The following is a 19,635-nucleotide window of genomic DNA, read 5'->3' as shown; positions in this document are numbered from 1 at the left end:
CGTGCCCATCAACCTCGACGAAGCGCTCGGCGCCGAGCTTGCACCTGTCGAATTCTCGTGGACCAGCAGCGATGTCCAGCTGTACCACCTGGGCTTGGGCGCGGGTGCAGACCCGATGGACAAGCGTGAGCTGCGCTACCTGACCGACGACACCCCGCAGGTGCTGCCGACGTTCGGCAATGTGGCGCAGAGCTTCCACATGACCGAGCCGCCGGCGGTGAAGTTCCCGGGCATCGACATCGAGCTCAGCAAGGTGCTACATGCCAGCGAGGCGGTGACGGTTCCCGGGCCGATCCCGCCGTCGGGCACCGGCACCGCGGTCACCCGGTTCACCGAGATCTGGGACAAGGGCAAGGCCGCGGTGATCTGGTCGGAAACGACCGTCAACGATCCGGCCGGCACGCTGCTGTGGACGCAGAAGCGGTCGATCTTCGCCCGCGGCGAGGGTGGCTTCGGCGGCGACCGCGGCCCGTCGGGGTCGTCGGCGGCCCCCGACCGGTCCCCCGACCTGGAGCTGACCGTGCCGACGTCCCCGCAGCAGGCGCTGCTCTACCGGATGTGCGGCGACCGCAACCCTCTGCACTCGGATCCGGATTTCGCTGCCGCAGCAGGATTCCCGCGTCCCATCCTGCACGGGCTGTGCACGTACGGGATGACGTGCAAGACGCTGGTGGACAATCTCCTCGACGGTGACGTCAGCGGCCTGAAGACCTACGGCGCCCGGATGGCCGGTGTCGTGTTCCCCGGCGAGACGCTGCGCATCAGCGTGTGGAAGCAGGACGGGGCCTACACCGCCACGGTCACCGCACCCGAGCGGGACAACGCCGTCGCGCTGGCGGGCGTGGAATTCGTGCCCGCCTGACCGCCCGGGGCTAGGCGCAGAGCTCGTCGACCCTCGCCGCAGTGGTCTGGGCGTTGTTCATGCGCTCGGTCTGGGCCTGGTCGGCACTGCCCGCGCCGGCGAGCTGCCCCATCCCGATCTCGGTGAGATCGTCGGCGAAAGAGCGCACCGCGTCCGCGAGTTCGCCCGGTTCTGCATCGCTGACCTGCCAGCGCAGGTACTGTCCGCCGCCCAGCGTGGCCAGCCGGGCGTTGGCGGCCACTGCCTGCGTCGCGACCCGGTCAGGTCCCAGATTGGCGTTGGTCTGCAGCGACACCGCATTGCGCACGGTCTCGAAAGCTGAGCACAGCTGCGTTTTGTCGACTGATCCGGCGCTGCTCGCGGAGTCATCGGAGCGCAGCAGACCCCACGCGGCGAGCACCGCAGCGACGAGGGCGATGACCAGGGCGGCTGGGGCGACCCATCCTGCGGCGGTGCGATTCGAGTACGTGGTGTCCGGCATTCGGCGATCATAGCCGGGCGGGAGTTGCTCGACGACAAGATGTTTGGCAGGTGGAGAGCGCGACAACGGCCGGGTACGGCGCCTGGAGGCGACCGGACCCGGCCGTACGTCGACCTACTGTGCCTTAGTCGTCGTCGCTGCTGCTCGGCGCCGGGGTGCCGTCGCTGCCGTCGGTGCCGCCGCGGCCGGCTTCGCCGCCGTAGCCACCTTCGGCGTCGCTCTGGTCGTCGGCGGTGGCGTTGCCACCGTCGCCGCCGTCGCCGCCACCGCTGAACAGGCTGCCGCGGCCACCGTCGCCGCCCCAGCCGCCGCCGGCCTTCTCGCCGCCGTCCGCGTCGCCGCCGCGACCACCGTTTCCGCCTTTACCGCTGAAGGTGGCATCGCCGCCGAAGCCGCCATCGCCGCCGTAGGCGGTGTCGTTCTCGGTGACCGCGTCGCCGCCGTCGCCACCGTCACCGGCGTCGCCGTTGCGGCTGGTGCCACCGTCGCCACCGAAGCCGCCCTCGGCGTAGGCGTCGGTGCCGCCGTCGGCGTCACCGCCGTCACCGCCACGTCCGCCGGCGCCGTTGAAGCCGGCCGAACCGCCGGTGCCACCGTCCCCGCCCAGGGCCTCCTCGCCCTCGGCGTTGGCCGTGGAGTTGCCGCCGTTGCCGCCGGCCCCACCGTTGCCGATGTAGCCCTGCGAAGACCCGCCGTCACCACCACGGCCGAACGAGACGTCCTCGTTGAAGTAGCCGTAGGCGCTGCCGTTCTCCGAGGACGCATCGCCGCCGTCGCCACCGTTGCCGCCGTTGCCGATGTAGCCGCCGCGCCCCCCGTTGCCGCCGTTACCGGCGTAGGCATTGTTGCCCAGCGACTCGTCGCGCTCGGTCTCCTCATCGTCGACGAAGTCCTCGGTGTTGAAGTCGTTACCGCCCTTGCCGCCGTTGCCGCCGTTACCGAACCAGCCGCCGTTGCCGCCGTTACCGCCCTTGGTGGCGGCCGTGCGCGCGCCGGTTTCCTCGTTGTAGACGGCATCGAGGCCATTACCGCCGTTGCCGCCGTTGCCGAAGAACTGGCCGGCGTTGCCGCCGTTGCCGCCGTTCTTACCGTCGCCGCCGTCGCCGCCGAGGATTCCGCCGTTGCCGCCGTTGCACGCGGCGCCGGTGCAGTCGTCCGCGGCATCAAGACCGTTGCCGATCAGCCAGCCACCCGGGCCGATCATTGGCCGGATCGTCGGGAGGTCCGCCGCTGCGAGGGCGCCCGCCTGGTCGGACCCGGCCGACGAGCGCGAGTCGCCGTAGCCTTCCCACCACTCCTGCGACACCAACTGGACGTCGTAGGACCGCTGCGCAGGAGCGTCGTCGGTCCCGATCAGCGCAAGAGTGCCCAGACCGGCCATCGCTGCGCCGGTGACGCCCGCGGTGAGAAAGGTCTTGACGGCCAGAACCCGTTGACCTTTGCGGGCGGTGGAATGCTTGGGCATGGTCGGTGCGTCCCCTGTCGTGTCGGAAAAAGAGCGTGTTACCGGGCGTGCGTTCTTCGACGGTACTCCACCACGAAGACTCCGCGGACAGAATCTATGAGTTTGCTGACGGGCCTGTCAAGACTTCCCCCCGTACTTGCTGCGCTGCGCACTGCAGGCAGCCGAAGCGCAGTGTACCAGCCGAATACTCCCCACCGGCGGGTAAAGGTGCCGGTCGGCGCCGGGATCGGACCGCGGACGCTTTCTCCTTTGCTCACCGTCGGGCTGGCTACAGCAGGGGCGTTCGGGTGAGAACACGTCCGCGACCGCGGCCGGACCTCGTCGCCGGTCGATACGCGACGTTCCCCCAGCTCCGGCGGGTGAGACCGACATGAGACGACGGGCGACCTGCTACTTTGCTCCGGGGGCAACCTCGCTGCTCGTTGAACCGAAACCAGGAGGAAGATAGTGAAGATCAAGCCCACGTGGGCTGCTGCCATCGGATCCGGCGCTGTGGCGCTGGCTCTCGCCGGTGCACCGTTGGCTTCGGCCGAGGCCGACGTGAAGTACCTCGGCCAGCCGGGCGAGCTGGTCAACGGCTCGGTGGTTCAGCACTGGACCGTCACCGACCTCAAGCCCAGCTCCGACGTCATCCCGTACCGCCCGGTGGGCACGCTGTGGGAGGCGACGGCGACCGACGAAGCGGTCTCGGGCGCGGTCACCCCGATCGTCTCCAACTTGAACGCGCGCGCCGGGAACGGCGAGACGTACCGGGTGTTGTTCGGCGTCGCCACCGAACAGGGCGTCAACCCGGCGACCATCACGCAGGGCCAGAAGACCACCGGCAAGATCTACTTCGACGTGACCGGCGCCCAGCCGGACAGCGTCGTCTACAACAACGGAGGCACCGATCTGCTTGTCTGGGTGCAGGCGCCGCCGGCGCCTGCGGCGGGTGCGACCAGCTCGAGCCCGGCCTACCCGGGGGGCGCGTCGCCGTCGACGTCGGCAACCGCCGAGGAAGCCGCGCCCGCGACTGATGCCGCAAACCCTGACGCCGCGGCAGCGGAGGCTCCCGCGCCGGAGGGGATGCCGGCCGGCAGCTCGGGCACCCCGTTGCCCGAGGGCAGTTCCGGCACGCCGCTGCCGGAGGGCAGCTCGGGCACACCGTTGCCGGAGAACGCCGCTGTAGCACCGGAGGCTCCGGCTCCGGCTCCGGCCCCCGCGGCCGCCCCGGCTCCGGCGGGCAGCGCCGGCACCCCGCTCCCGCAGGGCAGCGCCGGCACCCCGTTGCCTGATGCCGCGGCGCCGGCTCCCGCAAATTCGGCGCCGGCCACCACGGTCGTTCCCGCACCGCCGGCCTGATCGGACTGCGGACGTCGCACTCCTGACCGGTCGATCCGCCGGTCAGGAGTGCGACGACCACCAGGTGTAGAGCTGCACCATGTTGGGCCCTTGCGGACCCGAATGGACTTCACTGAGCAGCCGGTCCGCGGTGGTCGTCCACGCGACCGTCGGCCTATTCTGCTGAAAACCGCACACCAGCGTGCCGGCCACCTGATCCGGGGTTGCGTTGCGCCGCCACGGTCCAGGGGACTGAATGTTGTTCGGGCAATTCACCACCGAAGAGGTGTCCACCACCTCGTCGAACAACTCCGTCAGCGCGTCGGAGTCGCGGGCCAGCGTGTATGTCGCCGCCAGCGGGCCACCGGGATCGGTGTTCGGACCGCAACTGACCTGTGCCAGTGCGCCTTTCGGCGGCACAACGGGCGCGCACGCGTCGGCGGGATATCCGCGCGGCACCAGGCTCAGGACGCGGTTCTCGGCTTCAGGCTGGGAAACGGTTGGCGACGTGGTCGCCGGCTCGGAGGCCTCTGATGTCTGCGGCTCGTCCGAAGAAGGCCAGAACGACCACGCGAGCACGCCGAGCGCGATCACGGCGACGGTCGCCGCACCCACCACGACCAGAGGCCGACGGTCACGCTGCACGGGCCGCGGATTGACCGACAGTGGCGCGTCGTAACGCGATCCCGAGACGCCCGTGTCCGGCCGACTCGCAGGCCGCAACGGGCCGGTGTCATCGTCATCGGCGGGAGGTGGCTCGGAGGAGCTCATCTGGTCAAGGGTAGTGGGCCTCGACTGGTCGCCGTGGGCAGACACACCCTGACCGGCCGCGACCGGGGCAACAGTGGAACCCGGTGATCAGCCCATCAGCATCGCGTATTGTTCGCGTGCTTCTCCGATCCGGCGCAGAGAATGCCGCACCACGCTGCGCACCCCTGGGTGCGCCAGCACATAGCCGGTGAGCGCCGTCCCGGGCCATCGGCTGGCCTTGTAGACACGGGAGCGTAGGGACTGGCGGGAGACGAATCCCGTGGCGATGTCGCAAGAATTGTTGGTCAGGGCGTTCTTGTACTGTTCGTCACCCCGCGAAAGGTCGATGCATCGGACACCGCGAGCGAATGCCGCCTCGATGGTCCGAAGCGTCCGGATGGCTCCAGGTGAGTATTGCGCGTGCTCCGGGTTGTGCGCCGCGAACCATCCGGCGAAGACCGTGTCCGTCGACAGGCTGAGGTCGGTGGCCACCACCTCGCCCCGGATACGGAGCGACGATCCGACCGCGCGCATCCCGTCTCCATGTCCTTCGGCGAGCAGTCGCAGTAATGGGACGGTCTCGTGTTGAGCGAAAAGATCGGGCCATCCGCTGCGTCGGTATTGCCGTGACTTCCATTTAGCGAGCCGGTCGAGGTCGGCGCAGTCCACGGCCCGACCGGTTTCGAAGACCACGTCGTCGCCGTGGTCTCTGCGCAATTTGCGCTCCTTGTAAAGGATCGTCTTGACGGACTTGTGTGTGCGAATCGAGGCCAGGTAGCTGCTCCAACCACCGGCAGTGTCGATCATCGGGGAACTCGCGGCGACCAGGGAGCGGAAGCCGGCGCCCTGCGCGCCGACGACATCCTGTAATTCGAGAACATGGAGTCCGGTCGCGGCGAGCAATTCCGTCCACGCCCACACCAGCCCCGGCTGATGGATGAACCCTTGGCGGGTGTTGAGCTTCCGGCCGATCGGGGCGGCGACCCCACGCGAAATCATCTGGAAGGGCAAAAAGCCGACGATGGCCGCACCGTCCTCGAAGACAGCGACACGTGCGTCGTCAGAAACAAAGTCAACCGCGCAGGCGAAAGCCGGCGCGAGGAAGGGAGATTGCAGTTGGGGATCGGCAGCCTGGAATTCGAGCCAGCGCGCACACTCACGTGGCCCGAGCTCCCGCGGACGTATCAGGGTTGCCCTCATCGCGACCGTCTCGCCCCCTATCCATAGACGCGCACGTAATCCACCAGCATCCGATTCGGAAAGACCGTGTCAGCGTCGGGCGGTCCCGGCCATTCACCGCCCACCGACAGGTTCAACAGCAGGTAGAACGGGTGGTCGAAGACCCATGACCCACCGGCTTCGTCGGCGGTGAAGGTCCGAGTGACCTCTCCGTCGACGTACCAGTCGATATGGTCCGGATACCAGCGCACCGCGTACGTGTGCCAATCGCCGACGGACTGTCCCTCTGGCAGAACGTGTTCCGCTCCCCAGCGGAGATCTGGCGCCTGGACGTGCTGTTCGACATCGCGGACTCGGTGGCCGAGTGTTTCCAAGATGTCGATCTCGCCCGCCTCGGGGAAGCCGATGTCGTCGATGTTGCTCCCGAGCATCCAGAACCCTCCCCACATGCCGGTACCGACCGCCGACTTCACCCGCGCCTCGAACATGCCGTACCGCTGGGCGAACAGTGACTTCGTCGTGATCTTGCCGCTGATGTAATCACAGCGTCCGTACCAGCATTCGAGAGGTTCCTCGGCCTTGCGTGCCTCGATGACGAGGTGTCCATCCCCGTCGAGGAAGACATTGCCCGACTCGGTATAGAACTGCAGCTCCTCGTTCCCCCATCCGTGGCCGCCCACGTCTGGCGCCCACTTTCCTCGGTCTGGGAGCGACCCTGCAGGTCCGTCGAATTCGTCCGTGAACACCGCCGTGGCGGGGTCTGGTGCAGCCTCGCCCCGCGGGAGCGGCTGTTGACAGGCGACCAGCAGGACCGCGATCATGAGCGCACCCAGCACACCCGAATGCCTGTTCGCCCCGCACCCGTGCATCCTCATGGCTTCCCCACCGCCCTCCGGTCGCCATCCGCGATTGCAGCGCGCGCGATGACGACGGTGGAAACACCGAATCGCCGCACGAGTTTCGATCGCTGTAGTCGGGGGATCAGCGCTCGGTACCGCGGGACCAGGCGACCTGGAATCCACGGGTAGTGCGAGAGTAGAGGCCATGCATAGCTGACGTCGACGACATCGAACCCGGCTGCGGCGATCAAGGCTCGCAGCTCCCGAGGCCAGTAGTTGCGCGCCTTCATCACCCGCAGAGACAGTTGACGAGGAAGCCACGGAACGAACGGGACCGGCGAACTCACGTTCCACCCGCCGAGGCGAATTCCGTGTCCCTCGAATGGAAACCAGCGATTGGGGCTGAATACCACGAGCACTCCGCCAGGCGCGAGCACACGTCGGAGCTCACGTAGCACGCATTCCTGGTCGGCCACGTGTTCCAGCACCTCGTTGAGGAGAATCCCGTCGAAGTGGCCATCGGGGTACGGCAGCGCCTCGGCCGACGCCGCGATGAACTCCACCCCAGGCCGGCTGGCCCATCGACCGCGTGCCGCCTCGGTACGCCCGGGATCCGCCTCGACACCGACGACGGTGTGCGCACCGTGTTCCTCCAACCCCGCGGTGTATTCACCGTCGCAGCTACCGCAATCCAGCCAACGGCCGGAAATCCGGCAGTACCGCGCGATGATTCCGAGCCGATAGTCGACGACGCCGCCGGTTGCTGTTGAGCCACCGGGTCGAATCTCACACGGCTCGAACCGGTTCCATAGATCGCCACCGTGTGTGTGAGCATCGAGTTGGCTCATGGTGCGTCCTTTCCGGGTCGGGGGCGTTTCGACACGTCGCCGGCATCAACATTTGACAGCGTTCCCAACGCAATTCCACGCGGTGACTGTGCGGAGGTCCCGGAAACTTCAGTCACGCTCAGCGTCTCGATACTGATGACGGATATGGTGTCGGCATACATGTTGGTGACGTAGGCGAGATCACCGACTGGACTCAGCGCGATCGTCGTCGGTGAGTCGCCGACCGGAATCGTCCTCATCACCATTGCCGTTGCGGTATCGATGACGGACACGGTGTCCGAGTTCTGGTTGGCTACGAGCACGCGTGCGCCATCTCGGCTCACGACGACACCGTACGGATACAGTCCGACCGGGATCGCGCTACCGATGACCCGCTGTGATTCGACATCGAGCACTGACACCGAGTCGGCACCGGAGTTGGTGACGTACGCGCGCAGTCCGTCACGGCTCATCGAGATCTGGCTGGGCCGCGCGCCTACCCTGATGGGCTCACCGACCACCCTCCACGACTGTGCGTCGACCAACCGGACGTCATTGCTGTAGTGACCGGTGGCAAAGACCGTGGTCCCATCCGGGCTGATCGCGATACCCGACGGCGCGTCGCCGATGGAAACCGGAGCGCCGATGGGGCGGTGTGTGCGGGTGTCGAACGCTCGGAGATCATCGCTCTCACCGCCTGCTACGTACAACGCCGAACCATCCGGACTGAGCGCCAACGCGGACGGAAAGATTCCCGCACGCAGCGGTTCACCGATCACCGTCGCCGACCTGGTGTCGACGACGGTGACATTGTTCGATGACGGGCTGATCACATAGGCGCGCTGCGCATCTGAGCTCAGAACGACGTCCGATGGTACCGAACCGACCGGAACCGGCCTTGCGGCCGCCACCATGGTTCCCGCGTCCAGTACCTGTAGGTCGCTAGACCGGGCATTGACGACGAACGCGTATGTTCCGTCGGGCAGCGCAGGCTCGGCTGGTGGCTGAGGCGGCGAGGAACAACCCACGAGCGCCGCGATCAAGCCTGAGGCCATGAGTGACCGCCGAGGTGTTGAGACTGCCCTTCGCGATTCACGCATCACGAAATCCGATCAGCGATTTGACCGTCTCGCGCGCGGCTCGTTGGACACGGAACACCGGGAGTCGCTCCAACCAGTATTCGGCGAAGTCATACTGCTGTGCTCCGAACCTCGTCTTGAACTGCGCCAGACCGGTGGAGAAGCCGGAGTCACCCATGTGGTAACGCAGATATCCGTCACGGCAGGCGTGTTCGACAGCCGTCTTGTGGAGCAAGCTGTTGACCTTGACCGGTACGTCGATGGCGGTATCCATTGCGCCGCGCGTGTAATGGGCGACCAATCCTGCCCGCAGCACCAAGATTGCCGCGACGGGCCGGTCCCGGTACCAGGCCAACGATATCTGACAGCCATCTCCCATCGTCTCCGCGATACGCCGGAACTTGTTCAGCGGGTCGCGGTGACATCCGCGCAGCCGGCCAAGCCATGGGGGTTCCCCTTGCCGCACTGCCCACCTGTCGAAGGACCGCTGTAACAACTCGTAGAAGATCGGAACGAAAGTACCCGTGCAATCGGTGCCGACGACCACCCCGGCTTCCTCCGCCCGGCGTACTTCCCTGCGGACCTGCGACTTGAACCGTGACCGCCATACTGTCTCGAACCCTCCGCTGAGATCCAGAATATGGGCCCGTGACGGAAGGGCTGTCACGCCTCTGCCGGCGGACACGATCTCCCAGACTTGTTCCTGAACAGGGTTTGGGCGTAGGTGGATTCGCAGGGCGCTCGCGGACAAGTCGCGCCAGACCGCCTCGGCCAAGGCGACATCCGGCTTCGCGGGGGCACTGATCAGCCCGCCGTACCCCCAACTCTGCGGCATCGAGTGAACGACCCCGCCGACGCCCCTTGAACGGACCAGCGGGAGTACGGCCACGGACCCGTCCGATCTCTCGTACATTCTTGTCGCGTCGCGAAATCGACCGGTTGCGGAGAGGCAATCCACCCATGCCGGTGACTGGGTGGGCATTGCCTCGGGATCGGCGGCGAACACTGCTTCCCAGACGTCGCGCGGCACGGGTGTGCGAACAGCGAATCCCCCTGCTGTGTGCGCCGTCACCGGCGGGGTCGAGGTCATCGTTGTCACACCTCAGAAGGCCTGCAACACAGGCGACTCGATGTGCGACTCAGCCCGCAGCCAATCGATCGTTCTCTCGATACCTTCCGCTAGCGGGACAGTCGGATGCCAATCCAGCGTCGATCTGCACTTGGTGATGTCCAATGCGCTCGCTCGGACCTCCCCGCTACGGGCCGCAGCATAACGAGGCGGGTCCGCGTTGCCGGTCGCATCTGCGATCAATCGGTGCACTTCGTTCACCGTTGTCTGCAGCCCGGTACCCACGTTGAAGACGCCCGCGACCACGTGATCAGTGGTGGCGGCCCGAATGAAGGCGTCGGCGACATCGGCGACGAACACGTAATCCCGGGTGGACTCTCCGTCTCCGTAGATCGTCGTCGCCAACCGATTCATCAGCGCGTGGCAGAAGATGGCGATGACGCCCGCTTCGCCGTGTGGATGCTGGCGGGGGCCATACACATTCGCAAGGCCCAGGCTGATGGGCCGTACCCCGTACATCGCGGCATAGGCACCCGCGTACAGTTCCCCGGCCACCTTCGCGGCCGCATATGGTGAGAGCGGATCGACCGGGCAGGTCTCGGTGACCGGCAGCCTTTGCGGAGCCCCGTATCGGGACCCGCCGGACGCCGCGTAGATGAACCTGTCGACGTCCGCCCTCCTGCACGCCTCGAGGAGGCTTATCGTGCCGAGCACGTTGATGGCCGCGTCGCGTTGGGGGTCCGCAATCGACGCCGGCAGACTGGCCTGTGCCGCCAGGTGGAAAACAACGTCGGGGCGGTTTGCGGCGACGATGCTTGTGAGTTCGGGTCCCAGTAGATCTGCGCGGATGAACGTGAAGCGCCCGTCCGGTCCGTATTGGAGAAATGCCTGCTTGAGGTTCTCGGCACGACCGGTGCTGAGGTTGTCCAGCCCGATCACCTGGTGCCCGTCGGCCAGCAGGCGGTCGACCAGCGTCGAGCCGATGAACCCCGCTGCCCCGGTGACGAATGTGCGCATTAGGACTTTCCTTTCGTTGATGGATGGGTCTCGGGCTCCGACATGTGGTAAGCCGGTTTGTTGCCTGTCACAAACACCCCCCGAGTCGACCGGGCACCGCGAAGCCGTCGGTACATCCGCCATGCACCTGTGCGAAGTCGTTCGCCGTCCGGTGCCGTGCGGGCTCCACCACCCGTCAGCCATTGCGCCAACCGGGCGCTGGACGTGGTGGCGCGGACGGTCAAGCGGGGCAGCGCATAGACGTCGGCACGGTCAGGACAGAGCGCATCCATCACGGCGGCCGCCGATGTGTGACCAGCCGCTGCCACGGCGCGCCGGGTGGCGCCCGAATGAAAACCGTGCGGGTAAGCAAAGCTCGGCACTTCGAACCCGAGAGAATCCTCGAGGGATGCCTTGCTGCGCCGGATCTCGTCCACCGCTGCCTCTTCGCGCATCAGGTCGAGTTGCGGGTGGTGATGGGTGTGTGCGCCCACCTCGACACCGAGGTCGCCGAGTTCGGCGAGCTGGGACCAGTCGAGCATGTCCGCAGGCGGCAACGCCAGGTCTACGGGGCGCGGTCCACGGCCCCGCAGCCCGCCGGTGCACACGTACAGGGTGCTGGGAAGTCTGTGCGACGCGAGGTATTGGGCCGCACTGAAGAAGTCGGCGAACCCATCGTCGAAGGTGATGACCACCGGCCGGGACGGCAGTGCCGTCCTGCCCGCCAACCCCGAGCACAGCTCGGTCACAGTGATGGCCGTACGGCCACTGCCCATGATGATGTCGACGTGTCGCGCGAAGGTCTTCGGTGTCACCGTGAACGGCGCGAGCCAACCGGCGGGATCGTCGGTGACCGCGTGGTAGAGCAATACTGGGATCACTCTCATGTCATGTTCCGTTCCGGCTCGTCACCCGCGGTATCGCATCTGGCCCGCGCTTCGCGCAGCCCGAAGGTCACGGCAGCGACGGTGGTAACAGTGGCCAGCAAGGCAATACGATGTGCCATGGAATCGTTGCGCAGCGCCGTCATCAGCACGCTGATGCCGATCGCCAGCGATGCACTCAGCGCGACTGCGAACACCCACCGCTCGACCTGATCAGTCGCGATCGCCGCTGATAACGCCAGCCCCGGGCCGAACAAGACGAAGACGTAAACGACGAGAACCCGTAACGGTGTACCCTCGGGCAGCCAGGTGGCCGCCAGGGCAACCCATCCGGCTGCGGCGAGAATCCAGTACAGCGGCGGGATCTGGGCCAGGTCACGAATCTCGATCACACCGACTCCTCTGTGGACTGAGGCTGCGCGTAAGTGATGACTACGGCATCCTGATTGCGGAAGATGACACTGAACTGCGGTGATTGCTCCAGTTCGCGTTCGATCGCGTCGATGCTTCCGGGCGGCATCGCGCCGATCATCTCGGTGTCCGCGATCTGACTGCGGGTGATCAGCAGGTACGCATGGTGGTGGCGGGACATCATGTCACCGAACAACTCGACCGGATTGTCGATGATCGCCTGACGGTCGTCCGGTTCGAACAGCGCGAAGCGCATGTAGTCGTAGTATTCGTAGTTCATGAATGCCCAGGGAAAGTCGCTGGTTTCGCCGATGATCAATGATCCCCGCGGAGCAGTCCCATAAACGAACCGCGACGCCTCGACCTCGCGGTGGCTGAAGTAGTTGGCCTCTTCCTTGCCGTAGTAACTGAACAGGAAACCCGGGATGAGAACGAGCGCCATGATCGGCAGAGCCAACCTCGTCCCTGCAGACCGGCCGTTTCGTTCCGTGGGGAAGAACGCCGCGGCGGCGTAGAACGCCAGGAACGGCATCGCGAAAAGATAGACGCGGAAGATCATCTCGCCGCCATAGTCATTGAGCAGGAACATCGGTATCGGAGCCAACGCGAGAAGCACCAGTACCGACTCGCGGTGGTTCCGGAAGCGCCGCGCGAAGCCGAGAATCGCCAGAAGGCCGATCGCGGCACTGTGTGCGCGGTCGATCTGCGCGACCACCACCTGGCTGGGTGACGCTGCGGACAGGTTGATGAAGCCGGATTTCGCGTTGGCGCCCGGTGCGCCGATGGACTCGACGACGCTACGGATGTTCCCCGAGATCCACGGCCAGGCGAAAACGACATCCCATCCGAGGGCGATCAGCAATGCGGCCGGCAGCAGCCATCGAACCCTGTACCGGCAGAACGCCAGCGCCACCAGAGCGAAGACCACCATCAGGGGCGTCAACTGGTGGGTGCATGCGATGGCGCCGACCATCAGTAGGATCGCCGCACTCACGGTGATATCGCGATATCGGTCTGGCGATGGGCCGCGGGGACGCGGCGTCCGGTACCGCACACACACGGCGATGATCGTCAGCATCAGGAAGAACGCCGTGGGCTGCGGCGCGAAGTAGTCCTGTCCGACCCAGCAGCCAAGGACGAACACCACCAGGCCGGCCCAGACCAACCGAGAGTCGTTGGTGAATGCGCGGTAGATGAGGTACAGCGGACCCAAGAACAGAATATTGAACACCACAGGGGCCCACGGTGCATAGTCCAGCACCGTGGACAGCCCGGCCGACTGCGCCATTGTTGCGTTCAAGGTGAAGAATCCCGGCCAACGCTGGTAAACACCCAATTCCCTGATGGAGTCGTCGATCCCGTGGTGCCGCAGGAAGAAGTCCACAACTCCGACGTGCTTCCAGGCCCACGAGTAGCGCAGAGTGCCGTAGAGAGCGCTGGGAGTGGCATGCAGGAAGACGATCAGCGTGATCAGATACGCACCCAACAACCAGTGGCGCGTCCCGCCCTGGAGGATCAACACGGCGCACCCGATGACAGCGGTCGCCAGCGCCACCCAGAACGTCAACGGCAGCAGCGGGAGAAGCCCGAAGTCGCCGATCAGATCCAAGCGTATGCGGGGAAGAGAGATCAACCAACAGCCAACCGCGAATGGCACACCGGCAGCGGCGGCCTGAGCTACAGTGTTGTGCGCGAGGCCTATCCGACGTGGACCCGCGTCAGCCCCGACGGTACGTACGCGTCCAACCGTGTAACCGAGCGCAGTGATCATCACGCCGATCGCCATCGCGATCGCGGCCACGAACGCGGCGACTTCGCCCCTCATCGCGCGGCCCAGGTTGCAGGCGATGCCGCGCGGAATCGTACGCATCAGGTAGCTGCGCTCTGTTGCCAACGCGCGTGCCGGTGACTCCAGACGGCTTACCCGCGCCTTGGAGAGCCCCTCCGCGTAACACCGGGACCTGTAGTACGACCACGTCCCCCGGGCCCTCGGCACCGAGTGCAGGACCTCGGCCGACGGTTCGTACACGTGGGTGCCCTCGGGATGTTGTCGCTGGACCCGGATGCACAATTCAGTCTCTTCGCACCCGACCGGACGCGCCCCCACTCGGCCCAATGTGGTGTCGAAACCACCGGACTCGATTAGGACGCTCCGCCGGAGAGACATGTTCGCGCCGATGAAGTTCCGGATCGGGGCTCGCTCGGTCGGCAGCCCCAGGTAGCTGCAGCCCACCACCCAGTCGAACTCGGGCGGAAACCAACTGGGCCGCCCCCCATGCCAATTGGCACACACGCGGCCGCCGACACCTAGTACCGAAGGATCTGAGTACGGTGCCACAAGAGCCGCGACCCAGTTGTGGGCGGCCACAGCGTCGTCGTCAAGGAATGCCACCACGTCGGACCTTGCCGCGTCGACACCGGTGTTGCGGGCACCGGACAGACCCTGACGATACGCATTCGCCAGAACCCGCACGCCCGGGAACTCTCGACCGGCCCTCGCGAGAAGTTCAGGGCAGTGGTCGACGACGAGTAGGATCTCGTCGGGCCGCACCGACTGGTTGCGCACCGATCTGATCGCGGCAGACAGAAGAGCCCAGCGGTCCTCGGTGTATGCGCAAATCACGACCGCGACCGTCGGACCACTTCGTTGGGTTATCGCGGCGCGAGGACCCGACGGCCTGCTGGATCCCCAGCGCCGGATCTGTAGCCGGGCCATCACCCCGTCGGAGAGCGTCAGGTTGTTCACTGCCCTCAGCACCGGAGCGATGTTCGCAGCCCACCACACTCGATGACCCTGGTAACTACCGCATTTGCGCCAGATGTCCGCCGCATGATGAAGCCACGCCAGCAAGATCGCAGACCTCTCGTCCAGGCGATCACAATCGGGGGTGCCGGACTCTGCCGAGTGGTACACCGCGCGCAGCGGTCGGCGCTCCCTCAAGACGAGCCCGCCGGCACGCAACCTGCGCCGGACCACCACTCCGAGTTCGCTCGCCTCCATCAGCCGACTGATGCTCAGGGTCAGAAGGTATCCATCCAGCATCGCCAACTGGTTGGGGCGTGCTCCGCCCCAGTCGACTATGCCCCTGACAGGTCCGTTGACGCCGTCGAAGGTGATGTTGTCGGGCGTGAAGTCGCCGTGCGTCCAACTCACCAGCATCTTTCGCTGCATGAGTGCGCCCGAGAGGATCTCACCGACGTGATCAACCGCTGGGAGCATGCGCGGGTCCATCTTGTGGCACATACCGGCAAGCAACGTCAATGGCTCCCCCACCCAGCGGTGTAGATGGGTGTGCTCGACACGGGTGACCCTGCCGGTGTTGACGTGAAGAAGCGCGATGGCTTGGAGAGCCTCGGTGGCCAGCCGTTCCACCTGCTCGGGCTCCTGGCGCAGAAGGCTCGCGAGTGTGTCTCCGGGGCAGAATGTTTCGACGGAGATCGCCTCGTGACCGCCTTCGTGATACGTGAGAACACGGGGAAGACTGTGCTGGAGACACGTCAATCGCGGGTCGGTTGCGAACTGGTCGAGCACCAATCGCTGGGTGTGCAGCTCCCGTGCCCCCAGTGGCCCGCGAGCGACCTTGACAACCGCACACGGCTGCCCGTCACGCGAACGCAGCAGCCCGACCGCGACGTCGCTGACGGTCGGTACGGCCTCCACCGTCGCGCTTTGCTGCACGCCCGGGCAGCCGGCTCCGGCGACCTCCGCCCAAACCGCGGCGGGGATGGGGCCGACCGATTGACGCCCGCGCAGTCGAGACACCCAGCCGTCGGCTGCGGTACGGAGCCGGAGCTTTGTGAGCAAACGCAGGAGAATGAGCAACCAGGTTGCTGGTACCGCCAGCCGCGCTCGACGACGTGGCAATTCGGGTGATACGAAGTGGCGGCCGAGCATCCACCCGCGGCGCCACGTCAGAAGGCCGGCCGCCATCGTTGTCTGGGAGATCAGCCAGGCAAGACCTGCCCCCGTCAGGCCGAGTGTGTGCAACAGTATCCAGGTCAGGCTCAGGACGACGACACACTGGGTGAGCTGGATCGACAACAGGAACCCAAGGCGGCGCTGCGCGCGGGCCGAACTCACAGCGGTCGCAACGACCAGGTTCGGTATCGCCGCCAACGCGAGCAGTTGCAGCGTCACAGTGGCAGCCCGGTAATCGGGACCGAAAATCGAAAGCAACAGTGGCGCAGTGATAATCGTTGCAACCACCGCCGGTACCAGAACCTTCGATGTGTGAATAAGAACGTGACGGACGCTATCCGGGAGTCGATTCAGGTTGCCCGCGCTCTCGGCCACCAGCGAGGTGCCCATGTTCGCATTGACCAGGTGCAGGCTGTAGGCGATCACCCATGCAATCGCGAAGTACGCATTGGGCGCGGCACCGAGCACCGCAACGACCATGAGGGGCATCAAATCGATGGACCCGATAGAGGAGATGGAGCCGGCGTAGTCGAACGCGACAAATCGGCGGATATGTCGTGCCGGAGGGAGATTGTCGATCTGATTGCACGCCTGGTGCTTCGGGATCGCCCAGCCGAACAGATAGACGCCCAGCCCCAACACCACGATCGCCAAAGCGATGACCCAGGATGCGAAGATTCCATGGAAGGGCAGGATCGAGGCGAGTGCTACCACTGCCCCGAGCTTGCCCACAGCCATGGCGACGTTCACCGCAGGTACCAACCCCGCGCGGTGAATACCGACCAGCACCCCGTTCTGGATGACGAACAACGCGTAGACGACAGTGCCCGCGACGAACAGCGCAGCCGGCCCGACTCCGGAGAGGAACGCTGTGCCGGGTGCAAATACGCGAACAGCGACCACCGCCGTCGTGGCGACGGCGATAGCCAAACAACTGCTCACGATGAAAGACGTCGCAACAAAGCGACCGGTGCGGCGCCCTGCGGTCGGCACGAACCGCACCATGGCGCTGGCCAGGTTCAGCTGGGCGATGGTGGCGACCAACACCATCATCGAGATCGCTGCCGAGTTGCTTCCCACACTGGTCGCGTCATATCTCCAAGCCGCAGCCGCCCAGAACCCGAACCCGATCGCCGCTGCGGAGGCGGAGCTGATGGAGAGGAGATAACCGTTACGCAGCAGGGGATTACTCCAGATACCGGTGATCGCGTCGCCCGCCCGTCGAGTGCTCGAATACCTTCTGAGACCGCGACGTACCGGTGCCGGCGCAGTGTCCGTCGGGCCCTCCACCAATGCCACTTCCGTCGTCATCTGCAGTATCCGCTGCCGCGGTTCTGCCATCGGCTGACGGCGTAGGCCGCCGGACCATATGCGAGGCCCCGCCGCTCCAGCCGGCCCAGCTCCGACGGACAGCCGGCATATCGTCCGCGATTCCGGGCGGACGCGGCACTGAAGGCATACGAGAGACCGCGGGGAAGGCGGACGATCAACTGCGGCCACATCCGCCATTCGTGGACCATGACGCTGGCCAGGAATGCGCCAAGACCTACGCCGTAGCCGTACGCCTGATTCTGTATCGCCGCCATCTCGCGGTGATGGCGATGCCACACTACGGCCGAAGGTTGATAAACCAGCTTGTGGTCGAGGACGACACGAAAAAAGGCGGCCAGATCGTCACCGCCCCGGGCGAATGTGCCGATGCCGGTGGCGCTGTCGAAGCCACCGAGCTCGCGGAGGACAGCGGTGTCGAACGCCATGTTGGCGCCGGAACCGAGCCGCCCTGCGGTGAACGGGAACAACGGATCCCCGGGCCGATTGTCGCTGGTGTCGAAGACCCGCTGACGGAATCCCTTGTCGAAACCACCGTGCTGCTCGAGCATCAGCTGTGCCGGAGTGATCAGCTCAGCGGGCAGGATCAGTCCGGTGACGCAGCCGACATTTGGGTAGGCACGGAAGCCCTCGGCAATGGCGCTGAGCCAGTTCCGGTCGACGACGACATCGTCGTCGACGAAAGCGACGATCGAACCGGTCGCCGTTTCCAGGCCTCGGTTGTGCGCCGACGCCAGTCCCTTGCGATCTTCCCGCCGGTACCGGACCGAGGGTGCGTACAGCTGCTTCACCAGGCGCGCTGTGGCTGCAGTCTCCGGCGCATTGTCGACAACGACGATCTCGTAGTCCGGGTAATCCAGGTCGAGTAGGGCGTTGAGGCAGATCCGGAGGAGTCGGGGTCGTTCGCGAGTGGCAACCACCACTGTGATCCGCGGCGCCTCAGCCTCTACTGCACGGCGTCGGTCCATGCAACGGGGGGTCGCCGCCGGCGTGGCGGCCAGGTCGGTGAGCTCATTCGCCGCCGGCAGCGCGTCTGACTTCAGGTGGGCGTTGGCGGCCTCGCGGAACTCCGACCACACCGTCGGCGCGTGGGTCGACCAGTCGAGCCCCTTGGTCGCGTCGAGAACGATCGTGCCCAGCGGATGAGTATGCAGTCGAACCAGGGTGAGCACTTTTCGCGGACCGCCGACGCCGCCGGAGGTGGCCAACCGATCGGGCGGACAGCTGAGTTCGACGTCGGCCCGGCCTACCGGCAGATCGTCAAGGGTGACGTGGCGGGCCGTCGTGTCGTGCGATTGCGTGGCGGAGCGCGCAGGCGCTTCGGTACTCATCGGGACGGCACCGTTGCTGCCAGGCTGGGGCGCCCACGGTCGGCGTGCCTGTTCGAGACTGCCTGTACCAGGCGTCCTGACAGGCCCGCCCGATGGCCGCCGACAACGGTGTGCAGCACCCGAATTCCGTCACGTATAGCGTGCAGGTTCGATTTCCCGGCACGGCGCGGCATCTCCAAACTCGGGACCTCGACGATGCGTAGTCCAGCTTGCATAGCTCGCACGACCATCTCGGCCTCGATCTCGAACCCGGTTGCCGACAAGGAAAGATGCTCGAGATAGCGCCGGTGGAATGCACAGAACCCATAACAGAGGTCTGTCAGATCCGTTCCGTAGAGGCTGTTGAAGACTGTCAGTAGAAAGCGGTTCCCGAATCTGCGGAAGAGGGTGATGTCCAGTGATCCGCCACCGCCGATGAAACGCGATCCTTTCGCGAAATCGTACCCATTCGAGAGAAAGTGGATGTAATGGCGAATCTCTTGCGGTGCCATACTCCCGTCGGCGTCCATCATCACGATGACATCGCCGGTGGCAGCCATGAAACCGGTACGCAAGGCACTCCCCTTACCGATTCCCTCCTGCTGTACGACCCGGACATCTGGTCGGTAGCGGCGCGCTGTCACCAACGTCGCGTCAGTAGAGTCGCCATCGACGATGATGATCTCGTCGATGTCGTCGGCGATCTGTTCGAGCACCCACGCGATGTTGCGGGCCTCGTTGCGTACCGGGATCACCAGGCTCACTGTCGAACGCTCAGTTCGAGCTGACTGGCGCGCACCGGACATCGGTACCGAGCCGTTCCCCGGTATCGTGGCCTGACTGTTGCTGCCGTTGCCGCTTATTGATGTGACATCGATCATGAGATCATCTCCCCCGTTGGTTTTTTGGCGTGTG

General features: G+C 65.7%; 16 protein-coding genes. 2 read left to right on the top strand and 14 right to left on the bottom strand.

What is annotated here, in order from left to right:
- Position 1: 1 nt before the first annotated feature.
- Entirely contained in the window at positions 2 to 862 is an 861-nt protein-coding gene (locus G6N31_RS24530) for an enoyl-CoA hydratase ChsH3 (protein WP_098003220.1), read from the top strand.
- Positions 863 to 872: 10 nt separating this feature from the next.
- Here the strand turns inward: G6N31_RS24530 and G6N31_RS24525 are convergent, their stop codons facing one another.
- Together G6N31_RS24525 and G6N31_RS27690 are read right to left on the bottom strand one after the other, a co-directional pair.
- Complete coding sequence (locus tag G6N31_RS24525) at positions 873 to 1,343, bottom strand: hypothetical protein (protein ID WP_098003221.1); 471 nt, start codon at positions 1,341 to 1,343, stop codon at positions 873 to 875.
- A gap of 124 nt (positions 1,344 to 1,467) precedes the next feature.
- On the bottom strand, positions 1,468 to 2,808 hold the full coding sequence (locus G6N31_RS27690) for a hypothetical protein (protein ID WP_098003222.1): 1,341 nt from the start codon (positions 2,806 to 2,808) through the stop codon (positions 1,468 to 1,470).
- Positions 2,809 to 3,255: 447 nt separating this feature from the next.
- On the opposite strand from G6N31_RS27690, the gene G6N31_RS24515 reads away from it, so the two are divergent.
- Positions 3,256 to 4,149, top strand: coding sequence for an MPT63 family protein (locus G6N31_RS24515; RefSeq protein ID WP_098003223.1), 894 nt, complete (start codon positions 3,256 to 3,258; stop codon positions 4,147 to 4,149).
- Between the two features lie 42 nt (positions 4,150 to 4,191).
- Here G6N31_RS24515 and G6N31_RS24510 read toward each other — a convergent pair whose 3' ends face one another.
- The 12 genes from G6N31_RS24510 to G6N31_RS24455 form a co-directional block, all read right to left on the bottom strand.
- Positions 4,192 to 4,899, bottom strand: a complete 708-nt coding sequence (locus G6N31_RS24510; RefSeq protein ID WP_098003224.1) for a hypothetical protein — start codon at positions 4,897 to 4,899, stop codon at positions 4,192 to 4,194.
- A gap of 87 nt (positions 4,900 to 4,986) precedes the next feature.
- Complete coding sequence (locus tag G6N31_RS24505; RefSeq protein ID WP_098003225.1) at positions 4,987 to 6,078, bottom strand: GNAT family N-acetyltransferase; 1,092 nt, start codon at positions 6,076 to 6,078, stop codon at positions 4,987 to 4,989.
- Between the two features lie 17 nt (positions 6,079 to 6,095).
- Positions 6,096 to 6,878, bottom strand: coding sequence for a glycoside hydrolase family 16 protein (locus G6N31_RS24500; RefSeq protein WP_276057241.1), 783 nt, complete (start codon positions 6,876 to 6,878; stop codon positions 6,096 to 6,098).
- 50 nt (positions 6,879 to 6,928) lie between these two features.
- The gene (locus G6N31_RS24495; RefSeq protein WP_098003227.1) at positions 6,929 to 7,744 is read right to left on the bottom strand and encodes a class I SAM-dependent methyltransferase; all 816 of its coding nucleotides are present in this window, start codon (positions 7,742 to 7,744) and stop codon (positions 6,929 to 6,931) included.
- Positions 7,741 to 8,778 carry a beta-propeller fold lactonase family protein gene (locus tag G6N31_RS24490; protein WP_163722362.1) on the bottom strand — a complete coding sequence of 346 codons (1,038 nt, stop codon included), beginning with the start codon at positions 8,776 to 8,778 and terminating at the stop codon, positions 7,741 to 7,743. Before G6N31_RS24490 ends, G6N31_RS24495 begins: the two co-directional genes overlap by 4 nt.
- A 37-nt stretch (positions 8,779 to 8,815) precedes the next feature.
- On the bottom strand, positions 8,816 to 9,892 hold the full coding sequence (locus tag G6N31_RS24485; protein WP_133117681.1) for a GNAT family N-acetyltransferase: 1,077 nt from the start codon (positions 9,890 to 9,892) through the stop codon (positions 8,816 to 8,818).
- 12 nt (positions 9,893 to 9,904) lie between these two features.
- Positions 9,905 to 10,888, bottom strand: coding sequence for an NAD-dependent epimerase/dehydratase family protein (locus tag G6N31_RS24480; protein WP_098003230.1), 984 nt, complete (start codon positions 10,886 to 10,888; stop codon positions 9,905 to 9,907).
- Entirely contained in the window at positions 10,888 to 11,754 is an 867-nt protein-coding gene (locus tag G6N31_RS24475; RefSeq protein WP_098003231.1) for a polysaccharide deacetylase family protein, read from the bottom strand. The genes G6N31_RS24480 and G6N31_RS24475 overlap by 1 nt, the downstream gene beginning before the upstream one ends.
- A complete protein-coding gene (locus G6N31_RS24470; protein ID WP_098003232.1) occupies positions 11,751 to 12,143 on the bottom strand; it encodes a hypothetical protein in 393 nt (130 codons plus the stop codon). Before G6N31_RS24470 ends, G6N31_RS24475 begins: the two co-directional genes overlap by 4 nt.
- Entirely contained in the window at positions 12,140 to 17,392 is a 5,253-nt protein-coding gene (locus G6N31_RS24465; protein WP_163722361.1) for a glycosyltransferase, read from the bottom strand. Before G6N31_RS24465 ends, G6N31_RS24470 begins: the two co-directional genes overlap by 4 nt.
- Positions 17,389 to 18,741 (bottom strand): glycosyltransferase family 2 protein, encoded by a 1,353-nt coding sequence (locus tag G6N31_RS24460; protein ID WP_098003234.1) that lies wholly within the window; start codon positions 18,739 to 18,741, stop codon positions 17,389 to 17,391. The genes G6N31_RS24465 and G6N31_RS24460 overlap by 4 nt, the downstream gene beginning before the upstream one ends.
- Positions 18,738 to 19,601, bottom strand: coding sequence for a glycosyltransferase family 2 protein (locus G6N31_RS24455; protein WP_098003235.1), 864 nt, complete (start codon positions 19,599 to 19,601; stop codon positions 18,738 to 18,740). The genes G6N31_RS24460 and G6N31_RS24455 overlap by 4 nt, the downstream gene beginning before the upstream one ends.
- Positions 19,602 to 19,635: the final 34 nt, after the last annotated feature.

It is taken from the genome of Mycolicibacterium duvalii, from assembly GCF_010726645.1.
Classification (GTDB): Bacteria; Actinomycetota; Actinomycetes; order Mycobacteriales; family Mycobacteriaceae; genus Mycobacterium; species Mycobacterium duvalii.
The sequence above is the reverse complement of the archived record's forward strand: the minus strand, read 5'-3'. Positions and strand labels throughout refer to the sequence as shown.

Bases quoted from the DNA above. Each gene is read 5' to 3' on its own strand.
- G6N31_RS24505 (WP_098003225.1), bottom strand. From the start codon at position 6,078: ATGAGGGCAACCCTGATACGTCCGCGGGAGCTCGGGCCACGTGAGTGT.
- G6N31_RS24480 (WP_098003230.1), bottom strand. From the start codon at position 10,888: ATGCGCACATTCGTCACCGGGGCAGCGGGGTTCATCGGCTCGACGCTG.
- G6N31_RS24500 (WP_276057241.1), bottom strand. From the start codon at position 6,878: ATGATCGCGGTCCTGCTGGTCGCCTGTCAACAGCCGCTCCCGCGGGGC.
- G6N31_RS24465 (WP_163722361.1), bottom strand. From the start codon at position 17,392: ATGACGACGGAAGTGGCATTGGTGGAGGGCCCGACGGACACTGCGCCG.
- G6N31_RS24510 (WP_098003224.1), bottom strand. From the start codon at position 4,899: ATGAGCTCCTCCGAGCCACCTCCCGCCGATGACGATGACACCGGCCCG.
- G6N31_RS24485 (WP_133117681.1), bottom strand. From the start codon at position 9,892: ATGACCTCGACCCCGCCGGTGACGGCGCACACAGCAGGGGGATTCGCT.
- G6N31_RS24490 (WP_163722362.1), bottom strand. From the start codon at position 8,778: ATGGCCTCAGGCTTGATCGCGGCGCTCGTGGGTTGTTCCTCGCCGCCT.
- G6N31_RS24495 (WP_098003227.1), bottom strand. From the start codon at position 7,744: ATGAGCCAACTCGATGCTCACACACACGGTGGCGATCTATGGAACCGG.
- G6N31_RS24475 (WP_098003231.1), bottom strand. From the start codon at position 11,754: ATGAGAGTGATCCCAGTATTGCTCTACCACGCGGTCACCGACGATCCC.
- G6N31_RS24455 (WP_098003235.1), bottom strand. From the start codon at position 19,601: ATGATCGATGTCACATCAATAAGCGGCAACGGCAGCAACAGTCAGGCC.
- G6N31_RS27690 (WP_098003222.1), bottom strand. From the start codon at position 2,808: ATGCCCAAGCATTCCACCGCCCGCAAAGGTCAACGGGTTCTGGCCGTC.
- G6N31_RS24525 (WP_098003221.1), bottom strand. From the start codon at position 1,343: ATGCCGGACACCACGTACTCGAATCGCACCGCCGCAGGATGGGTCGCC.
- G6N31_RS24460 (WP_098003234.1), bottom strand. From the start codon at position 18,741: ATGAGTACCGAAGCGCCTGCGCGCTCCGCCACGCAATCGCACGACACG.